This is a genomic window from Streptomyces sp. NPDC088785 (assembly GCF_044750685.1).
GTDB lineage: Bacteria > Actinomycetota > Actinomycetes > Streptomycetales > Streptomycetaceae > Streptomyces.
Window position 1 is genome coordinate 355,842 of the sequence record NZ_JBIVKH010000003.1, and the last position, 18,676, is coordinate 374,517.

An 18,676-nucleotide genomic window follows, 5' to 3' on the forward strand; every position below is an offset into this window, starting at 1 on the left:
AAACCCCTCCATAAAGCCCCGGGGCCCCGGGGCGGACGCCTGTGCGGGAGGATCTCGCCATGACTGCACATGACCGCCTCGTCGGCGTGGTCGGCACCGGCACCATGGGTCAGGGCATCGCCCAGGTCGCGCTCACCGCGGGCCATCCCGTCCGGCTCTACGACGCCGTGCCGGGCCGGGCCGGCGCAGCCGCCGACGCGATCGTCGCGCGCCTGGACCGGCTCGTCACGAAGGGGCGGATGAGCGCCGAGGAGCGCGCGCTCGCCGTCGCCCGCCTGGAGCCCGCGCAGACCCTCCACGAGCTGGCCCCCGCGGCCCTCGTCGTCGAGGCCGTCCTGGAGCGACTGGACGTCAAGCAGGAGCTGTTGCGCGAGCTGGAGGACATCGTCACCGACGACTGCCTCCTCGCCACGAACACCTCGTCCCTGTCCGTGACGGCGATCGGCGGCGCGCTGCGCGTGCCCGGCCGCTTCGTCGGACTGCACTTCTTCAACCCGGCGCCGCTGATGCCCCTGGTGGAGGTCGTCTCCGGCTACGCCACGGACGTCACGGCGGCCACGCGCGCGTACGAGACCGCCCGCGCCTGGGGCAAGACCCCGGTGGCCTGCGCCGACACCCCGGGCTTCCTGGTGAACCGGATCGCGCGGCCCTTCTACGCGGAGGCGTTCGCGGTCCACGAGGAGCAGGGCGCCGACCCCGCCACCATCGACGCGGTGCTGCGCGAGAGCGGCGGCTTCAGGATGGGCGCCTTCGAGCTGACCGACCTCATCGGCCAGGACGTGAACGAGGCGGTCACCCGCTCCGTGTGGGAGGGCTTCTTCCAGGACGCGAAGTTCCGCCCCTCGCTGTCCCAGCGCCGGCTCGTCGAGGCCGGGCGGCTCGGGATCAAGACGGGACAGGGCTGGTACGCGTACGGGGACGGCGAGGAGCGGCCCGAACCGCACACCGCCGCCCCGGCGGACCCGCCCGCGCGCGTGACGGTCGAGGGGGACCTGGACAACGCGGGCGAGCTGATCGCGATGATGCGCGAGGCGGGCATCGAGGTCACGCAGGAGGACGAGGACAAGGGCACCCGCATCGTGCTGCCCGGCGGCGGCCAGCTCGTCCAGGCGGACGGGCAGACGTCCGTCGAGTTCCGGGACGTCGTCTACTTCGACCTCGCGCACGACTACCGCTCCGCGACCCGCATCGCCCTCGCCGCCTGCCAGGACGGCAATCCGCGCACCCTGCGCGAGGCCGTGGGGCTCTTCCAGGCGCTCGGCAAGGAGGTCAGCGTCATCGGGGACGTGCCCGGCATGATCGTCGCCCGCACGGTCGCCCGGATCATCGACCTCGCGCACGACGCCCTCGCGCGCGGGGTGGCCACCGCGGAGGACATCGACACCGCGATGCGGCTCGGCGTCAACTACCCCCTCGGCCCCTTCGAGTGGAGTCGCCGCCTCGGCCGGAACTGGGCCTGCGGGCTGCTGGAGGAACTGCACGAGCGGGACGCGTCCGGCCGCTGCGCGCCGTCCTTCGCCCTGCTCAGGCACTCGTACGACCCCAAGAAGTGGGAGGGCTCCGCGTGACCACAGCACGGCGTGACACCTACACCCCGCAGTCCCTGCTCGCGGTCGCCGTGACCGTCTTCAACGAGCGCGGCTACGACGGCACGTCCATGGAGCACCTGTCCAGGGCGGCCGGCATCTCCAAGTCGTCGATCTACCACCACGTGTCGGGCAAGGAGGAGCTGCTGCGCCGGGCCGTCAGCCGGGCGCTCGACGGGCTCTTCGGGATCCTCGACGAGGAACCCGCGCGCGTGGGCCGCGCGGTCGAGCGCCTGGAGCACGTCACCCGGCGCATGGTCGAGGTGCTGACCGCCGAACTGCCCTACGTGACCCTGCTGCTGCGGGTGCGCGGCAACACCGCCACCGAGCGGTGGGCCATGGAGCGGCGCCGGGAGTTCGACCACCAGGTCGCGGAGCTGCTGACGGCCGCCGCCGCCGACGGGGACGTGCGCGGCGACATCGACGTGCGGCTCGCCACCCGGCTCGTCTTCGGCATGATCAACTCTGTCGTGGAGTGGTACCGGCCCGGCCGCGGCGAGCTGGACAGCGCAGAGGTGGCCGAGGCCGTCGCCAAGCTGGTCTTCCAAGGGCTGCGCGAAGAGGGCTGAGCGGGCCTCAGGCGTCCGCCGGGCCCGGGTTCCCGGCGCCGCCCGGCTCCGCCGCGGACCCCGGGCCGCCCGCGTCGCCCATGCCGAGGGTCTCCTCCTCGAAGACCAGCAGGGTGCGGGTGCTGAGCACCTCGGGAATGGCCTGGAGCTTGGTGAGGACCAGTTCGCGCAGCGCGCGGTTGTCGCGCGTGTGCACCAGGATCAGGACGTCGAAGTCGCCGCTGACCAGGGCGATGTGCGCGGCCTCCGGCATCCGGCGCAGCTCGTCGCGGACCGTGCGCCAGGTGTTCTGGACGATCTTGAGCGTGATGTACGCGGACGCGCCCTGGCCGGCCCGCTCGTGGTCGACGCGGGCGCCGAAGCCGCGGATCACCCCGTCCTCGATGAGGCGGTTGATCCGCGCATACGCGTTCGCCCGCGACACGTGGACGCGCTCGGCCACGGAGCGTATCGAGGCCCGTCCGTCGGTCCGCAGCATCTGGAGGATGGCGCGGTCGATGGCGTCCAGGGGGCGGGTCGCGTCGCCGTCGGCCATTTGTTCAGATGCCATGTGCCCCCGCCTCCCTACCATGGACGTACTGCATTCATCTCAGGCTGTGGAGAACCGTTTGTCCACAGCCTTGAGGGGCCTGTAGCCAAAATGTGCCGACGACCGAACAATCGGTAGGTGAGGCGGGTCGCACCCGACGCGCCCGCGAACCGCTCCCACGAGGAGGTGTCGTCATGACGGTGATGGAACAGCGGGACACCCGCGCCGAGCCCGTTCCGCCGCCCGCCTGGCAGCCCCGCACGGACCCGGCGCCGCTGCTGCCGGACGCGGAGCCGTACCGGGTCCTGGGCACCGACGCCGCCGCGCAGGCCGATCCGGAGCTGCTGCGCCGGCTGTACGCGCAGGTGGTGCACGGCCGCCGGTACAACGCGCAGGCGACCGCCCTGACCCGGCAGGGCCGCCTCGCCGTGTACCCCTCCACGACCGGGCAGGAGGCCAGTGAGGTGGCCGCCGCGCTCGTCCTCCAGGAGCGCGACTGGCTCTTCCCCAGCTACCGCGACACCCTCGCCGCCGTCGCCCGGGGCCTCGACCCCGTGCAGGCGCTCACCCTGCTGCGGGGCGACTGGCACACCGGGTACGACCCGCGCGAGCACCGCATCGCCCCGCTGTCGACGCCGCTCGCGACCCAGCTGCCGCACGCCGTGGGACTCGCCCACGCGGCCCGCCTCAAGGGCGACGACGTGGTGGCGCTCGCCATGGTGGGCGACGGCGGCACCAGCGAGGGCGACTTCCACGAGGCGCTGAACTTCGCCGCCGTCTGGCGGGCCCCGGTGGTCTTCCTCGTCCAGAACAACGGGTTCGCCATCTCCGTGCCGCTGGCCAAGCAGACCGCGGCGCCCACCCTGGCCCACAAGGCCGTCGGGTACGGGATGCCGGGCCGCCTGGTCGACGGCAACGACGCGGTGGCGATGTTCGAGGTGCTCGGCGACGCGGTCGCCCGCGCGCGTGAGGGAGGCGGCCCGACCCTGGTCGAGGCCGTCACGTACCGCATGGACGCGCACACCAACGCCGACGACGCGACCCGCTACCGCACCGACGCCGAGGTCGAGACCTGGCGGGCGCACGACCCGGTGCTCCTGCTGGAGCGGGAGCTGACCGCGCGCGGGCTCATCGACGAGGCGGGTGTGCGGGCCGTGCGCGACGACGCGGAGGCCATGGCGGCCGGGCTGCGCGAGCGCATGAACCAGGACCCGGAGCTCGACCCGATGGACCTGTTCGGCGACGTGTACGCCGAGGGGACCACGCACCTGCGCGAGCAGGCCGCCCAGCTGCGGGCCGAGCTCGACGCCGAGGCCGAGGGGGACCGGGCATGACCACGGTCGCGAGGCCGCCCGCGGCCAAGCCCGCCACCATGGCCCAGGCGCTCGGCCGCGCCCTGCGCGACGCCATGGCCGAGGACCCCACCGTGCACGTCATGGGCGAGGACGTGGGCACCCTGGGCGGCGTCTTCCGGATCACCGACGGGCTCGCCGCCGAGTTCGGCGAGGACCGCTGCACCGACACGCCGCTCGCCGAGGCGGGCATCCTCGGCACCGCCGTGGGCATGGCGATGTACGGGCTGCGGCCGGTCGTGGAGATGCAGTTCGACGCGTTCGCGTACCCCGCCTTCGAGCAGCTGGTCTCGCACGTCGCGCGCATGCGCAACCGCACGCGCGGCGCGCTGCCGATGCCGCTCACCGTGCGCATCCCCTACGGCGGTGGCATCGGCGGCGTCGAGCACCACAGCGACTCCTCCGAGGCGTACTACATGGCGACGCCCGGGCTGACCGTCGTCACCCCGGCCACGGTCGCGGACGCGTACGGCCTGCTGCGGCAGTCGATCGCCTCGGACGACCCGGTGGTGTTCCTGGAGCCCAAGCGGCTGTACTGGAGCAAGGACGCCTGGGACCCCGAGCGGCCGGCGGACGTCGCGCCGATGGGCACCGCGGTGGTCAGGCGGCCGGGGACGGGCGCCACGCTGATCACGTACGGGCCGTCGCTGCCCGTCTGCCTGGAGGCGGCCGAGGCGGCCGTGGCGGAGGGCTGGGACCTCGAAGTGATCGACCTGCGCTCGCTGGTGCCGTTCGACGACGCCACGGTGACCGCGTCCGTGCGGCGCACCGGGCGCGCGGTCGTGGTCCACGAGTCGACCGGTTTCGGCGGCCCCGGCGGGGAGATCGCCGCCCGGATCGGCGAGCGGTGCTTCCACCACCTCCAGGCGCCGGTGCTGCGGGTGGCCGGGTTCGACATCCCGTATCCGCCGCCGATGCTGGAGCGGCACCACCTGCCCGGAGTGGACCGTGTGCTCGACGCGGTGGCGCGATTGCAGTGGGACCAGTGAACATGGGACCCGTGACAGGGCCGGCGAGGGGTCCGGTGAGGGACGGTGGGCTGATGGCGCAGGTGCTGGAGTTCAAGCTGCCCGACCTCGGGGAGGGTCTGACCGAGGCGACGATCGTGAGCTGGCTGGTGAGCGTCGGTGACGTGGTCGCCGTCGACCAGCCGGTGGTGGAGGTGGAGACCGCCAAGGCGATGGTCGAGGTGCCGTGTCCCTACGGGGGCGTGGTGACCGCCCGCTTCGGCGACGAGGGGTCCGAGCTGCCCGTCGGCGCCGCGCTGATCACGGTCGCCGTCGGCGCAGAGAACGCGGGTGCAGAGGACGAGGGCGCCGAGGACGCGGGTGCCGGGGCCGCGGGTGCCGCGCACGGCGGAACCGCACCGGCCGCCGCGCCCGCACCGGCCGCCGCGCCCGCGGAGAAGTCCGCCGCGTCGGGGAACGTGCTGGTGGGGTACGGGACCAGCGCCGCGCCCGCCCGGCGCAGGCGGGTCCGCCCCCCGGCGGCCCAGGGGGCGCCCGAGCCGGCGGAGGCCGCGGGCGGCCTCCGGCGGCCCGCGGGCCCGGTCGCCGTGATCTCGCCGCTCGTGCGCAGGCTGGCGCGGGAGAACGGCCTCGACCTGGGGCGGTTGACCGGTTCGGGACGGGACGGGCTCATCCTGCGCTCGGACGTGGAGCGGGCGATGGCCGAACGCACGGCGGCCCCGGCCGCCACCGCCGCACCGGTCGTCACGGTCGCCCCCGCGGCCCCGGCCGTCACCGTCACCCCGGCCGCCCCGGCCGACGCGGCGTCGGGATCGGCCGCCCAGGGGCATCGCACCCCGCTGCGCGGCATCCGCGGGGCCATCGCCGACAAGCTGTCCCGCAGCCGTACCGAGATACCCGACGCCACCTGCTGGGTGGACGCCGACGCCACGGAACTGCTGCACGCGCGCGCCGCGATGAACGCGGCGACCGGGCCGTCCGCCGGGCCGAAGATCTCCGTGCTGGCGTTGTTCGCCCGGATCTGCACGGCGGCCCTGACCCGCTATCCGGAGCTGAACGCGACGGTGGACACGGAGCGCCGCGAGATCGTCCGGCTGGACGGGGTGCACCTCGGGTTCGCCGCGCAGACCGAGCGCGGCCTCGTCGTCCCCGTCGTCCGGGACGCGCACACGCGCGGCGCCGAGTCGCTGAGCGCCGAGTTCGCGCGGCTCACCGAGAAGTCCAGGACCGGGACCCTGACCCCCGGGGAACTCACCGGCGGCACCTTCACGTTGAACAACTACGGGGTGTTCGGGGTCGACGGCTCCACGCCGATCATCAACCACCCCGAGGCGGCCATGCTCGGCGTCGGCCGGATCGCGGCCAAACCCTGGGTGCACGGAGGGGAACTGGCGGTCCGCCAGGTCGTCCAGCTCTCCCTCACCTTCGACCACCGCGTCTGCGACGGCGGCACGGCGGGCGGCTTCCTGCGGTACGTGGCGGACTGCGTGGAACAGCCGGCGGTGCTGCTGCGCACCCTCTGACCCGTCGGCCCGGGCTTCGCGGGGTGGCAATGATCGGTTCTGCGCCCATACTCGGGGGATGACCGAAGCCGACCCGCCCGGCCGCCGCGGCGCGCCCGCGTACGACGCCGTCGTGCTCGCGGGCGGCGCCGCGCGCCGGCTCGGCGGCGCCGACAAGCCCGGGGTGCGGGTCGGTGGGCGGGCTCTGCTGGACCGGGTCCTCGCCGCCTGCGCCGGGGCCCGGCACACCGTCGTCGTGGCCGCGCCCCGGCCGACCGCGCGCCCGGTGGGCTGGGCCCGCGAGGAACCGCCGGGCGGCGGGCCGCTCGCCGCGCTGGGAGCGGGGGTCCGGGCCCTCGACGGTGCGCCGGAGCCCCGGCCGGACACGGTCGTCGTGCTCTCCGCCGATCTGCCCTTCCTGGAGCCGCGCACCGTGCGGCTGCTGCTCGACACGCTCGCCGGGCAGCAGGCCGAGGGGGCGCTGCTGACCGACGGCGAGGGCCGGGACCAGCCGCTCGTCGCCGCCTATCGGGTGGCGGCGCTGCGCCGTGCCCTGGCGGACCTGACGCGGGAACACGGGGCGCTCACGGGGCTGCCGTTGCGCCGCCTCACCCAGGGTCTGCGCCTCGCCCGCCGCGCGGACCCCGTCGCTCCCGCCGCCTCCTTCGACTGCGACACCTGGGACGACATCGCCGCCGCCCGATCACGGATCAGGGAGCATGGGCACGTGTTGGATGAATGGATCTCCGCAGCCAAGGACGAACTGGGCATCGACCTGGACGTCGACACCGGCGTCCTGCTCGACCTCGCCCGTGACGCCGCGCACGGGGTCGCGCGCCCCGCGGCACCGCTGACGACGTTCCTCGTCGGATACGCGGCCGGCCGGGCGGGCGGCGGCCCCGAAGCCGTGGCCGCGGCCGCCGCCAAGGCCGCCGCGCTCGCCGGCCGGTGGGCCGAGGAGGCCGCCGCGGCGGACGCCGAGCCCGGCGACGCGCCGTGAGCGGGCCGCACGCGCGCGCCGCGCACGCCGACCCGCTGGACAGCGACGTCGAAGAGGCGCTCGCCCTGGCCAACGGCGGCCGGAGCGGCCCCCGGCCCGGCGACTCCCCGGCCCCGGACCCGGCCCCCACCCCCACCACCTCTGCCGCTCCCACCACGTCCGGCACCCGCACGACTTCCGCATCCCCCACCTCCCCCGCACCCCCCGCCTCCGCGCGCTCCGGGCGGGCCTCCGCCCCGGTCGGCCCGGAGCGCGACCCGCGGTCCGCGGCACCGGGCGCCCAGACCGCGCCCGGCCCGCACGGCCAGGGCGAGCCGACGTCCTGGTCCGAGGCCCGCCGCAGCGCCGCCCGGGCGGGCCGGTCGGCCGTCGAGCACCGGACCCGCGCCGCCCGGCACCAGGCACCCGGCCACCCCCGCACGAAAGACCCCCGCACGAAAGACGCCGGTACGGCAGAACCCCGAACGGCAGAACCCCGTACAGCAGACGCCCGTACGGCAGACGCCCGTACGCCAGACGCCCGTACGGCAGACGCCCGTACGGCAGATCCCCGTACCGCAGACGCGCGTGCCGACGGCCTCCGCCTCACCACCACCGTGCCGGCGAGCGCGGTCGACGCGCTCGACGCCGTCGCGCCCGTCCCCGTGGACGAGAACCAACTGCCGCTGCCCGGGCTGCCGTTCGTCACCCCCCTGCCGCCTCCGGCGCCCGGCGCCGAGGCCGCGCCGGTGCCGCCCGGCGCCACCAGCACCCCGCTCGACCGGGCGCTCGGGCTGGTGCTCGCCGCGCCGCTCGCCGCCCTGAGCGACCTGCCGTCCTTCGACACGTCCGCCATGGACGGCTGGGTCGTGGCCGGACCGGGCCCCTGGGACGTCCGGCACGACGGCATCCTCGCCGGACACGGGCTGCCGCCCCGGCTGTCCGACGGGGAGGCGGCGCCGGTCGCGACCGGCGCCCGGATCCCGTCGGACACCACCGCCGTCATCCGCTCCGAGCACGGCCACCTGGACGCGCAGGGCCGGCTGCACCCGTTGCGCGACGTCACGCACGGGCAGGACATCCGGCCGCGCGGCCAGGAGTGCCGCGGCGGTGAGCCGCTGCTGCCCGCGGGCTCGGTCGTCACCCCTGCGGTCCTCGGCCTGGCGGCCGCCGCCGGCTACGACGAACTGGTCGTCGTGCCCCGGCCCCGGGTCGACGTCCTCGTCCTGGGCGACGAGCTGCTGACCTCGGGGCGGCCCCGCGACGGCCTGATCCGGGACGCGCTCGGTCCGATGCTGCCGCACTGGCTGCGCGCGCTCGGCGCCGAGGTGACGGCCGTGCGCAGGCTCGGCGACGACGCGAAGGCGCTGCTCAAGGCGGTGCGGAAGTCCACCGCCGACCTCGTCGTCACGACCGGCGGCACGGCCTCGGGCCCCGTGGACCACGTCCACCCCACCCTGCGCGCCGTCGGCGCCGAACTCCTCGTGAGCGGGGTCGCGGTCCGCCCCGGCCACCCGATGCTGCTCGCCCGCCTCTCGGAGGGGCAGCACCTCGTGGGCCTGCCCGGCAACCCGCTCGCGGCCGTCTCGGGGCTGCTCACCCTCGCCGAACCGCTGCTGCGGGAGCTGTCCGGCCAGGGCGCGCACACCGAGCCGTACAGCGCGCCGCTGCACACCACCGTCCCCGGGCACCCCGGCGACACCCGGCTGGTCCCCGTCGTCGTCCGGCAGGACGAGGGCAGCGGGCACGACTGGGCGGTGCCGCTGCGCTACAACGGCCCGGCCATGCTGCGCGGCATCGCCGCCGCCGACGCCCTCGCGGTGATCCCGGTCGGCGGCGCCAAGGAGGGCCAGGAGGTCGAGATCCTCGACCTGCCGTGGTCCTGGGGGTCACGATGACCGCCGGGTCCCGCGCCGTCGATGCCCACATATCCGGGCCCCGCACCGGCGGGGCCCTCAACTCGCGCGCGGAAGAAGGGTGTTTCACGTGAAACTGGCCGGCCATGACGCCATGGCGCGCCAAGCGGACGAGCGCACGACGACCTACCGGGTGAAACTGCCGCGGCGGGTCGTCGAGCGGCCGCTGCGCCAGGTCGCCCGCCGTGTCCTGATGGCGCTGACCGTACTGGTCGCCACCGCGCTGATCGTGTGGGGCGATCGCAGCGGCTACAACGACACGTCCGACGGCAAGGTCGACCTCCTCGACTCCTTCTACTACGCGACCGTCACCCTCTCCACCACCGGCTACGGCGACATCGTGCCGGTCAGTGACGCCGCCCGCCTCGTCAACATCTTCGTCATCACGCCGCTGCGCGTGCTCTTCCTGATCATTCTGGTCGGCACGACGCTGGAAGTCCTCACCGAACGGACCCGGGAGGAATGGCGCCTGAACCGCTGGAGGTCCACCTTGCGTGACCACGTCGTCGTCGTCGGCTTCGGAACCAAGGGCCGCAGCGCCGTGGAGACGGTCTGCGCCACCGGTCTGAAGCCTGAACAGGTCGTGGTGGTCGACCCCAGCGCCAAGGCCATCGAGGCCGCCAACGCGCTCGGCTACGCGGGCGTCACCGGCGACGCGACCCGCAGCAGCGTGCTGCTCCGGGCCGAGGTGCAGCGCGCCCGGAAGATCATCATCGCCACGCAGCGCGACGACACCGCGGTGCTGGTCACGCTGACGGCCCGGCAGCTGAACCGGGCCGCGAAGATCGTCGCCTGTGTGCGCGAGGAGGAGAACGCGCCGCTGCTGCGCCAGTCGGGCGCCGACGCCGTCATCACCAGCGCCAGCGCGGCGGGTCGGCTGCTCGGTCTGTCGGTGCTCAGCCCGCACGCGGGCATGGTCATGGAGGACCTGATCCAGAAGGGCAGCGGCCTCGACCTGGTCGAGCGCACGGTGACCAAGTCCGAGGTCGGGCTGAAGCCGCGGGACACCGACGACCTGGTGGTCAGCGTCGTGCGCGGGCACCGCGTGCTCGGCTACGACGATCCGGCGGTCGGCACGCTCCAGCTCACCGACCGGCTGATCACCATCGCGCGCGTCACACCCACCCGGCAGGTGGTGCCCGACACGAAGCCGTTGCCGTAGGCGACGGGAGTAGCCTCGCGGCCATGTATGCGATCACGATTGCGGAACCCGGCGGACCCGAGGCACTCGTCTGGACGGAGGTCCCCGACCCCGTGCCGGGCGAGGGGGAGGTCCTCGTCGAGGTCGTCGCCAGCGCCGTCAACCGCGCCGACCTGCTCCAGCGGCAGGGTTTCTACACCCCGCCGCCCGGCTCCTCGCCGTACCCCGGCCTGGAGTGCGCGGGGCGGATCACGGCGGTCGGCTCCGGGGTCGGCGGCTGGTCGGTCGGCGACGAGGTGTGCGCGCTGCTCGTCGGCGGCGGCTACGCCGAGAAGGTCGTCGTGCCCGCCGGGCAGCTGCTGCCGGTGCCCCGCGGCATCGACCTCGTCACGGCCGCCGCGCTGCCCGAGGTGACCTGCACCGTCTGGTCGAACGTCTTCATGATCGCCCACCTGCGCCCGGGAGAGACCTTCCTGGTGCACGGCGGGTCCAGCGGCATCGGCACCATGGCGATCCAGCTGGCGAAGGCCGTCGGCGCCAAGGTCGCGGTCACCGCGGGCACCAGGGCGAAGCTGGACTTCTGCGCCGAGCTGGGCGCGGACATCCTGGTGAACTACCGCGAGCAGGACTTCGTCGAGGAGATCAAGAACGCCACGGACGGCGCCGGGGCGGACGTCATCCTCGACAACATGGGCGCCAAGTACCTGAACCGCAACGTGGACGCCCTCGCCGTCAACGGGCGGCTCGCCATCATCGGCATGCAGGGCGGCGTCCAGGGCGAGCTGAACATCGCGGCGCTGCTCGGCAAGCGCGGCGCCATCACGGCGACCACGCTGCGGGCCCGCCCGCTCGCCGAGAAGGCGGCCGTCGTGGCGGCGGTGCGCGAGCACGTGTGGCCGCTGATCGAGGGCGGGCACGTGCGGCCGGTCGTGGACCAGTCGCTGCCGATGAGCGACGCGGCGCAGGGCCACCGGGTCCTGGAGGAGTCGGGCCACATCGGCAAGGTGCTGCTGACGACCGCGTAGCCCGTACCGGTACCGGTACGGGATCCGTCCGGGCGGTCCGGGCCGGTCAGCGGCGCAGGCGCAGCGCCAGGAAGCCGAGCCCGAGCCCGGTCAGGAGCAGCCCCGCGCCCAGGGGCAGCACATCGGCGAGCGGCCCGCCCGGCCCGCGCCGCACGACGGGCTGCCGGGCGGCTGCGGGCCGCTCGGTGTCGCGTGCGGCGGGCGTCGTCGCGGCCGGTTCGGACGGGGGCGGCGGCGCCACGCGCGCGGGCTCCCGCGGCGGGGGCAGCTCCCGTCCCGGCGGCGTGCGCCCGACGCCCGCGCGGGACCCGGCGAGCGACCCGTACGGGGAGGGCTCCGCCGGACGCGCGTGGGGACCGGCGTGCACGGCCGCACCGGCAACGCCAATAGCACCGCCAGCGTCAACGCCAATGCCAATGCCACCGCCACCGCCACCGCCACCGCCACCGCCAATGCCAACGCCACCGGCACCGGCCGCCGGTCCGGCCGCCCCCAGGCCCCCCAGCACCCCTGGCGCCACGAGCAGCAGGGCCGTCGTGGCCGCCGCCCGTCGAAGCCGTCGCATGGCCTGCCCCTTTCGACGCGCGCCCCGGTACCGCCCCGGGGGCCGATCACCCGATGCCTGGGCCAAGCCTCACATAGCGGGACGGAACGGGCACTCCGGATTTCGGGGCCCGTGCGGGCGGTGGATCAGCCGGTATCGGGGGCACCACGGTCATGTGAGCGTTCGGTGCGAGAGAATGGCGGCATGGAGATGCCGAGGAACGAACAGTCGCCGGAGAACCCGCAGATCTTGGTCGTGGGCCAGGACGGAATGGCTCTGGGCGGCGGTGGAGACGACGGCTCCCGCGAGGTCCCGGTGACGGAGATGGTGGAACAGCCCGCCAAGGTGATGCGGATCGGCAGCATGATCAAGCAGCTGCTGGAGGAAGTGCGCGTCGCGCCGCTGGACGAGGCGAGCCGGCAGCGGCTCAAGGAGATCCACGCCAGCTCCGTCAAGGAGCTGGAGGACGGCCTCGCCCCGGAGCTGGTCGAGGAGCTGGAGCGGCTCTCCCTGCCCTTCACGGACGGCGCGACACCGACCGACGCGGAGCTGAGGATCGCGCAGGCCCAGCTGGTGGGGTGGCTGGAGGGCCTGTTCCACGGCATCCAGACCACGCTGTTCGCCCAGCAGATGGCGGCGCGGGCCCAGCTGGAGCAGATGCGCCGGGCGCTGCCGCCGGGCGTCGGCGGCGGTGGCGACGGCGACGAGGGCGAGGACCCGCGCACGGGCGGCCGGTCGGGCGGCCCGTACCTGTAGCCCATCGGTTGGACCATCGGTGCCTGGAGGACGGGCCCGGCCCGCGCCGCCCGCGCGGGCCGGGCCCGTCCCCCGTGCCGTCACCGCCCCGCGTGAGCTTCACCACCGGGCGGCGAACCGTGATGCCCCTTACGTGACCGTTGTGCAAGGCAGTGGTCAGCGGACCTGCACAGAATTGGCGCGCACGATTTGCATGGCCTGCACGCCAACGGGTTTGATGTCCGGTCCGTCTCGGGCCGGGGCGGTGTCCGGAGCCTGTAGCGTGGCCGCGACGGAGACCGTAATTCACAACCGCGCGTACTCCGACGGGATGCAGGAATCCGGCAGTACGGACAGAAACGACGGCGAGGACCGATGGCACAGGCAGGCGCTCAGGGCCCGTCCGACCCCGAGGCGGCTGGCGGCGGTATGTCAGATGCGCCGGAGATGTGGGGCAACGGCGGGCTCGTCGGGGACGGCCGGTACCGGCTGACCCACAGACTCGGCCGGGGCGGCATGGCCGAGGTGTTCGCGGCCGAGGACGTGCGTCTCGGCCGCACCGTCGCCGTCAAGCTGCTCCGCGCCGACCTCGCCGAGGACCCGGTCTCCAAGGCCCGCTTCACGCGCGAGGCCCAGTCGGTCGCCGGCCTGAACCACCACGCGGTGGTCGCGGTCTACGACTCCGGCGAGGACTACGTGAACGGCTCGACCGTTCCGTACATCGTCATGGAGATCGTCGAGGGCCGCACCATCCGCGACCTGCTGCTGAACGCGGAGGCGCCGGGCCCCGAGCAGGCCCTGATCATCGTCTCCGGCGTCCTTGAGGCGCTCGCCTACTCGCACCAGCACGGCATCGTGCACCGCGACATCAAGCCCGCGAACGTCATCATCACCAACACCGGCGCGGTGAAGGTGATGGACTTCGGCATCGCGCGCGCCCTGCACGGCGCGCAGTCGACGATGACGCAGACCGGCATGGTCATGGGCACGCCCCAGTACCTCTCCCCCGAGCAGGCGCTCGGCAAGGCCGTCGACCACCGCTCGGACCTCTACGCGACCGGCTGCCTGCTCTACGAACTGCTCGCGCTGCGGCCCCCGTTCACCGGTGAGACGCCGCTGTCCGTCGTCTACCAGCACGTCCAGGACTCCCCCGTGCCGCCGTCCGAGGTCTCGGACGCGGTGCCGCCGGAGCTGGACGGCCTCGTCATGCGCTCCCTCGCCAAGGACCCGGACGACCGGTTCCAGACGGCCGAGGAGATGCGCGGGCTCGTCCAGTACGGGCTCCAGATGCTGTACGAGCAGGGCGGCCACACCGGCACCTGGAACACCGGCCCGGTCGGCGTGCACGAGGGCGGCACCCCCGCGATGGGCGTCGCGGCCACCACGGCCATGCCGCACCCCGGCGACAGCGGCACGGCCGCCCAGCCGATGCTGCGCCCGCCGGGCGACGACGGCGGCTTCGAGGGCGGCGGCAACAAGGGCGGCGGCCGCGGCAAGCTGTGGATCGTGGCCGTGCTCGCGGTCATCGCGATCGCGGTCGGCGTGGCCTTCGCGCTCAGCAAGAGCGGCGGGGACGGCGGCGGCGGTGGGACGGACCGGTCGCCGACGCCGACCAAGTCCGAGAAGAAGGAGTCCAAGGAGCCGTCGGACGAGGCGACCACCGAGGACACCGGGACGGACACCTCGGGCGGCTACACCGGGGAGCCCACCCGGCAGCCGACGCAGCAGCGCCCCACCACCCGGCAGCCGACCAGCCAGGCCCCGTCCGACACCGGCTCGCCGACCGACGCCACCAACGGCGGCGGGACGAACACGAACGGCGGCGGTGGCACCGACGGCGGCACGGACGGCGGGACCGACGGCGGCACGGACGGCGGGACGTCGGACGGCGGCACCGACGCCGGGACGGACGCCGGGACCACCGAGGGCAACTCGGCGGGCAACGGCGGCACGACGCCGACCCCGCCGACCGCGTCCCCCTGATCCCCTCTCCGCAGGCCCTCCCCGACCGCGTCAGGGCCTGCGGACGCGCGGCTCCGGCCGCCCCGCCACCGCGGCCGAACCGCCCCGCAGCTCGTGCACCGTCATGAACTGCGGGGTGACGCGCAGGTAGACCGGGTCGTAGACCTCGCCGTCCGCGAAGTGCGGGGCGGATCCGAAGAGCTCCAGTTCGGCGGTGGTGGGCTCGGTCAGCTCGCAGGTGCCGACGCACTGCACCGACCACTGGCCCGGCTCGCCCGGCCGCTCGGTGCCGAGGTTGTCCGCGCCGTACGCGACGACGCTGCCGACGCACGCCTGGTGGTACTCGTAGCCGCGGTGCATGCGCAGCAGCAGGCTGCCCCCGGCCACGACGTGGCGGGCGGCGGCGAGGAAGGGCAGGGCGCGCATGCTGGTGGCGACCCTCCCGTAGGGAACACGGGAGAGGAGCTCGAAGCCGCGGTCCAGGTCCGGCTGCGTCTGGGAGGGCATGTCACCACTGTGCGCCGCGCGCACCGCGCCGCAGAAGAGGAGCCCGCCCCCCGCGCGGGGGACCTACGTCCCGGCCGGGCGGCCCGGCCAGGGCGGAGCGGACGCGCTCAGCGCTTCTCGGCCTGCATGCGGGCGACGTACGCGGCCGCCTGCGAGCGGCGCTCCATGCCGAGCTTCGACAGCAGGCTGGAGACATAGTTCTTGATCGTCTTCTCGGCGAGATGGAGGCGCTCGCCGATCGCGCGGTTGGTCATGCCCTCGCCGATCAGGTCCAGGATCCTGCGCTCCTGGTCGGTGAGGCCGGAGAGCCGGTCGTCCTCCTTGCTGCGGCCGCCGTCGCGCAGCCGCTCCAGGACCCGGGCGGTCGCGACGGGGTCGAGCAGCGACTTGCCCGCGGCGACGTCCCGCACGGCCGTCAGCAGTTCGTTGCCGCGGATGGCCTTCAGCACGTACCCCGAGGCGCCGGCCATGATCGCGTCGAAGAGGGCCTCGTCGTCCGCGAACGACGTCAGCATGAGGCACTTGATCGACTCGTCCTGGGAGCGGATCTCCCGGCACACCTCGACCCCGCTGCCGTCCGGCAGCCGCACGTCCAGGACGGCGACGTCGGGCCGGGTGGCGGGGATGCGCACCAGCGCGTCGGCCGCGGTGCCGGCCTCGCCGACGACGTCGATGTCGTCCTCCACCGAGAGCAGCTCATGGACGCCCCTGCGGACCACTTCGTGGTCGTCGAGGAGAAATACCTTGATTTTTCCGTCTTCGCGCACGGAGTCAGTCTCACATACGGACTCGTGCCGCGCTCTAGATGACCTAGGGGTGAGCGGGATAACGTGCCGGTGTTCCGGCCCCCTGCCACGCTGATACCAGGTGCCGTCGCACAGCTGTTGACCTGCGGCGCTCCGTCCGATGTGCGGTTACTAGGAAATCCAATCAAGCACTTACTTGGAAATCCAAGCAAAATCGCAGGTCAGATGGGGTTTCGCAGATGTGTGCCCCACTGGGTAACGTGCTGGGTGAAGGGTGCTTGCCGGAGCACTTGTCGCGCCTGTCTCCGACAACCTCGCACCCACCCCGTGCGTGGACGGATCAGGCGAGCCGAGCCGACTGGCCATCCGGCAATCCCGGGGGCCGGACCGACGGAGGAGCACACGTGACCGTTGACAGTGCTGCCAGCACTGGCGCACCGCGCACCCCGCGCAAGCGGACCGCAGCGGGCAAGCCCGCAGCGGGCAGGACCGCGAAGAAATCCCCCGGGAGGGCCGCGGCCGCCAAGGGGCAGCCGGACCTGGTCCAGCTGCTGACCCCGGAGGGCGAGCGGGTCAGGAACCCCAAGCACTCGGTGTACGACAAGTACGTCGCCGACATCACCGACGACTCGCTGCGCGGCCTGTACCGCGACATGGTGATGGCCCGCCGCTTCGACGCCGAGGCCGTCACGCTCCAGCGCCAGGGCGAGCTGGGCCTGTGGCCCTCGCTGCTCGGCCAGGAGGCCGCCCAGGTCGGCTCCGGGCGCGCGACCCGCGACGACGACTACGTCTTCCCGACCTACCGCGAGCACGGCGTCGCCTGGTGCCGCGGGGTCGAGCCGGAGAACCTGCTCGGCATGTTCCGCGGCGTGAACAACGGCGGCTGGGACCCGAACAGCAACAACTTCCACCTGTACACGATCGTCATCGGCTCGCAGACGCTGCACGCCACCGGCTACGCCATGGGCATCGCCAAGGACGGCGCGGACTCGGCCGTGATCGCGTACTTCGGCGACGGCGCCAGCAGCCAGGGCGACGTCGCGGAGTCCTTCACGTTCTCCGCGGTGTACAACGCCCCGGTGGTGTTCTTCTGCCAGAACAACCAGTGGGCGATCTCCGAGCCGACCGAGAAGCAGACCCGGGTGCCGCTCTACCAGCGCGCGCAGGGCTACGGATTCCCCGGCGTCCGGGTGGACGGCAACGACGTGCTCGCCTGCCTCGCCGTGACCCGGTGGGCGCTCCAGCGGGCCCGGGACGGCGAGGGCCCGACGCTGGTCGAGGCGTTCACGTACCGGATGGGCGCGCACACCACCTCCGACGACCCGACGAAGTACCGGGCCGACGAGGAGCGCGTCGCGTGGGAGGCGAAGGACCCGATCCTGCGCCTGCGCACCTACCTGGAGAAGCACACCGACACCGGCGCGGAGTTCTTCGCGGAGCTGGAGACCGAGAGCGAGACGCTCGGCCGGCGGGTGCGCGAGGCCGTGCGCGGCATGAAGGACCCGGACCGGATGGCGATGTTCGAGCACGGCTACGCGGACGGGCACGCGCTCGTCGACGAGGAGCGGGCCCAGTTCGCCGCCTACCAGGCATCGTTCGCGGAAGAGGGTGCCTGAGATGGCCGTACAGAAGCTCCCGATCGCCAAGGCGATCAACGAATCCCTGCGCACGGCGCTGGAGAACGACCCGAAGGTCCTCGTCATGGGCGAGGACGTCGGCAAGCTCGGCGGCGTCTTCCGGGTCACCGACGGGCTCCAGAAGGACTTCGGCGAGGACCGGGTCATCGACACCCCGCTCGCCGAGTCGGGCATCGTCGGCACCGCGATCGGCATGGCGCTGCGCGGCTACCGGCCCGTCGTGGAGATCCAGTTCGACGGGTTCGTCTTCCCCGCCTACGACCAGATCGTCACGCAGCTCGCGAAGATGCACGCCCGCGCGCTCGGCAAGGTCAAGGTGCCGGTCGTCGTGCGCATCCCCTACGGCGGCGGCATCGGCGCGGTCGAGCACCACAGCGAGTCGCCCGAGGCGCTGTTCGCGCACGTGGCCGGCCTGAAGGTGGTCACGCCGTCGAACGCGTCCGACGCGTACTGGATGCTCCAGCAGGCCATCCAGAGCGACGACCCGGTGATCTTCTTCGAGCCCAAGCGCCGCTACTGGGACAAGGGCGAGGTCGACACCGAGGCCGTCCCTGCCCACCTGCACCGGGCCGCCGTCGCCCGGGCGGGCACCGACCTGACGCTCGTCGCGTACGGGCCGATGGTGAAGGTCTGCCTGGAGGCCGCCGAGGCCGCGGCGGAGGAGGGCACCTCCCTGGAGGTCCTGGACCTGCGCTCCATCTCCCCGCTGGACTTCGACACCGTGCAGGCGTCGGTGGAGAAGACCCGGCACCTGGTGGTCGTGCACGAGGCACCGGTGTTCCTGGGCTCCGGCGCGGAGATCGCCGCCCGGATCACCGAGCGGTGCTTCTACCACCTGGAGGCGCCCGTCCTGCGGGTCGGCGGGTACCACACGCCGTATCCGCCGGCGCGCCTGGAGGAGGAGTACCTGCCGGGTCTCGACCGGGTGCTCGACGCCGTCGACCGCTCGCTGGCGTACTGAGGAAGAGGTCGAACGTC

At 73.8% G+C, this 18,676-nt stretch carries 17 protein-coding genes; 13 read left to right on the top strand and 4 right to left on the bottom strand.

The genetic code is table 11. The features are described from left to right. Nucleotides 1–59: 59 nt before the first annotated feature. Nucleotides 60–1,568, top strand: coding sequence for a 3-hydroxyacyl-CoA dehydrogenase (locus ACIP5K_RS12225; protein WP_401408213.1), 1,509 nt, complete (start codon nt 60–62; stop codon nt 1,566–1,568). Then, entirely contained in the window at nt 1,565–2,155 is a 591-nt protein-coding gene (locus tag ACIP5K_RS12230; RefSeq protein ID WP_401408215.1) for a TetR/AcrR family transcriptional regulator, read from the top strand. Before ACIP5K_RS12225 ends, ACIP5K_RS12230 begins: the two co-directional genes overlap by 4 nt. Nucleotides 2,156–2,162: 7 nt before the next feature. On the opposite strand, the gene ACIP5K_RS12235 is transcribed toward ACIP5K_RS12230, so the two are convergent. Continuing rightward, nucleotides 2,163–2,705 carry an Lrp/AsnC family transcriptional regulator gene (locus ACIP5K_RS12235; RefSeq protein WP_401408217.1) on the bottom strand — a complete coding sequence of 181 codons (543 nt, stop codon included), beginning with the start codon at nt 2,703–2,705 and terminating at the stop codon, nt 2,163–2,165. A 173-nt stretch (nt 2,706–2,878) separates the two neighbouring features. On the opposite strand from ACIP5K_RS12235, the gene pdhA (ACIP5K_RS12240) reads away from it, so the two are divergent. From pdhA (ACIP5K_RS12240) to ACIP5K_RS12270, 7 genes are all read left to right on the top strand, one after another. Next, entirely contained in the window at nt 2,879–4,018 is a 1,140-nt protein-coding gene (pdhA, locus tag ACIP5K_RS12240) for a pyruvate dehydrogenase (acetyl-transferring) E1 component subunit alpha (protein ID WP_401408219.1), read from the top strand. Then, nucleotides 4,015–5,025: an alpha-ketoacid dehydrogenase subunit beta gene (locus tag ACIP5K_RS12245; RefSeq protein ID WP_401408221.1), complete on the top strand. Its 1,011-nt coding sequence runs from the start codon at nt 4,015–4,017 to the stop codon at nt 5,023–5,025. Before pdhA (ACIP5K_RS12240) ends, ACIP5K_RS12245 begins: the two co-directional genes overlap by 4 nt. A gap of 53 nt (nt 5,026–5,078) precedes the next feature. Beyond that, nucleotides 5,079–6,527: a dihydrolipoamide acetyltransferase family protein gene (locus tag ACIP5K_RS12250; RefSeq protein ID WP_401408223.1), complete on the top strand. Its 1,449-nt coding sequence runs from the start codon at nt 5,079–5,081 to the stop codon at nt 6,525–6,527. A 58-nt stretch (nt 6,528–6,585) separates the two neighbouring features. Further along, nucleotides 6,586–7,506 carry an NTP transferase domain-containing protein gene (locus tag ACIP5K_RS12255; protein ID WP_401408225.1) on the top strand — a complete coding sequence of 307 codons (921 nt, stop codon included), beginning with the start codon at nt 6,586–6,588 and terminating at the stop codon, nt 7,504–7,506. A 596-nt stretch (nt 7,507–8,102) separates the two neighbouring features. Then, nucleotides 8,103–9,383, top strand: coding sequence for a molybdopterin molybdotransferase MoeA (locus ACIP5K_RS12260; protein ID WP_401408227.1), 1,281 nt, complete (start codon nt 8,103–8,105; stop codon nt 9,381–9,383). Between the two features lie 88 nt (nt 9,384–9,471). After that, on the top strand, nt 9,472–10,563 hold the full coding sequence (locus ACIP5K_RS12265; RefSeq protein WP_401408229.1) for a potassium channel family protein: 1,092 nt from the start codon (nt 9,472–9,474) through the stop codon (nt 10,561–10,563). 23 nt (nt 10,564–10,586) lie between these two features. Next, on the top strand, nt 10,587–11,567 hold the full coding sequence (locus ACIP5K_RS12270) for an NAD(P)H-quinone oxidoreductase (protein WP_401408231.1): 981 nt from the start codon (nt 10,587–10,589) through the stop codon (nt 11,565–11,567). 46 nt (nt 11,568–11,613) lie between these two features. On the opposite strand, the gene ACIP5K_RS12275 is transcribed toward ACIP5K_RS12270, so the two are convergent. Continuing rightward, nucleotides 11,614–11,808, bottom strand: a complete 195-nt coding sequence (locus tag ACIP5K_RS12275) for a hypothetical protein (protein ID WP_401408233.1) — start codon at nt 11,806–11,808, stop codon at nt 11,614–11,616. Between the two features lie 507 nt (nt 11,809–12,315). Between ACIP5K_RS12275 and ACIP5K_RS12280 the strand changes: the two genes are divergently transcribed. Both ACIP5K_RS12280 and ACIP5K_RS12285 read left to right on the top strand, forming a co-directional pair. After that, a complete protein-coding gene (locus ACIP5K_RS12280; RefSeq protein ID WP_401408987.1) occupies nt 12,316–12,867 on the top strand; it encodes a bacterial proteasome activator family protein in 552 nt (183 codons plus the stop codon). 408 nt (nt 12,868–13,275) lie between these two features. Beyond that, entirely contained in the window at nt 13,276–14,829 is a 1,554-nt protein-coding gene (locus ACIP5K_RS12285) for a protein kinase (RefSeq protein WP_401408235.1), read from the top strand. A gap of 30 nt (nt 14,830–14,859) precedes the next feature. On the opposite strand, the gene ACIP5K_RS12290 is transcribed toward ACIP5K_RS12285, so the two are convergent. Then, the gene (locus ACIP5K_RS12290) at nt 14,860–15,315 is read right to left on the bottom strand and encodes a pyridoxamine 5'-phosphate oxidase family protein (RefSeq protein ID WP_401408237.1); all 456 of its coding nucleotides are present in this window, start codon (nt 15,313–15,315) and stop codon (nt 14,860–14,862) included. A 107-nt stretch (nt 15,316–15,422) separates the two neighbouring features. Then, the gene (locus tag ACIP5K_RS12295) at nt 15,423–16,082 is read right to left on the bottom strand and encodes a response regulator (protein ID WP_401408239.1); all 660 of its coding nucleotides are present in this window, start codon (nt 16,080–16,082) and stop codon (nt 15,423–15,425) included. Nucleotides 16,083–16,465: 383 nt separating this feature from the next. Between ACIP5K_RS12295 and pdhA (ACIP5K_RS12300) the strand changes: the two genes are divergently transcribed. Further along, entirely contained in the window at nt 16,466–17,677 is a 1,212-nt protein-coding gene (gene pdhA / locus ACIP5K_RS12300) for a pyruvate dehydrogenase (acetyl-transferring) E1 component subunit alpha (protein WP_401408241.1), read from the top strand. Nucleotide 17,678: 1 nt separating this feature from the next. Continuing rightward, entirely contained in the window at nt 17,679–18,659 is a 981-nt protein-coding gene (locus tag ACIP5K_RS12305) for an alpha-ketoacid dehydrogenase subunit beta (protein ID WP_401408243.1), read from the top strand. Nucleotides 18,660–18,676: the final 17 nt, after the last annotated feature.

What these genes read in the sequence shown, in the direction of transcription:
- ACIP5K_RS12270 (WP_401408231.1), top strand. Translation starts at nt 10,587, where the DNA reads ATGTATGCGATCACGATTGCGGAACCCGGCGGACCCGAGGCACTCGTC.
- ACIP5K_RS12255 (WP_401408225.1), top strand. Translation starts at nt 6,586, where the DNA reads ATGACCGAAGCCGACCCGCCCGGCCGCCGCGGCGCGCCCGCGTACGAC.
- ACIP5K_RS12250 (WP_401408223.1), top strand. Translation starts at nt 5,079, where the DNA reads ATGGCGCAGGTGCTGGAGTTCAAGCTGCCCGACCTCGGGGAGGGTCTG.
- ACIP5K_RS12245 (WP_401408221.1), top strand. Translation starts at nt 4,015, where the DNA reads ATGACCACGGTCGCGAGGCCGCCCGCGGCCAAGCCCGCCACCATGGCC.
- ACIP5K_RS12235 (WP_401408217.1), bottom strand. Translation starts at nt 2,705, where the DNA reads ATGGCATCTGAACAAATGGCCGACGGCGACGCGACCCGCCCCCTGGAC.
- pdhA (WP_401408219.1), top strand. Translation starts at nt 2,879, where the DNA reads ATGACGGTGATGGAACAGCGGGACACCCGCGCCGAGCCCGTTCCGCCG.
- ACIP5K_RS12280 (WP_401408987.1), top strand. Translation starts at nt 12,316, where the DNA reads ATGGAGATGCCGAGGAACGAACAGTCGCCGGAGAACCCGCAGATCTTG.
- ACIP5K_RS12305 (WP_401408243.1), top strand. Translation starts at nt 17,679, where the DNA reads ATGGCCGTACAGAAGCTCCCGATCGCCAAGGCGATCAACGAATCCCTG.
- ACIP5K_RS12290 (WP_401408237.1), bottom strand. Translation starts at nt 15,315, where the DNA reads ATGCCCTCCCAGACGCAGCCGGACCTGGACCGCGGCTTCGAGCTCCTC.
- ACIP5K_RS12225 (WP_401408213.1), top strand. Translation starts at nt 60, where the DNA reads ATGACTGCACATGACCGCCTCGTCGGCGTGGTCGGCACCGGCACCATG.
- ACIP5K_RS12285 (WP_401408235.1), top strand. Translation starts at nt 13,276, where the DNA reads ATGTCAGATGCGCCGGAGATGTGGGGCAACGGCGGGCTCGTCGGGGAC.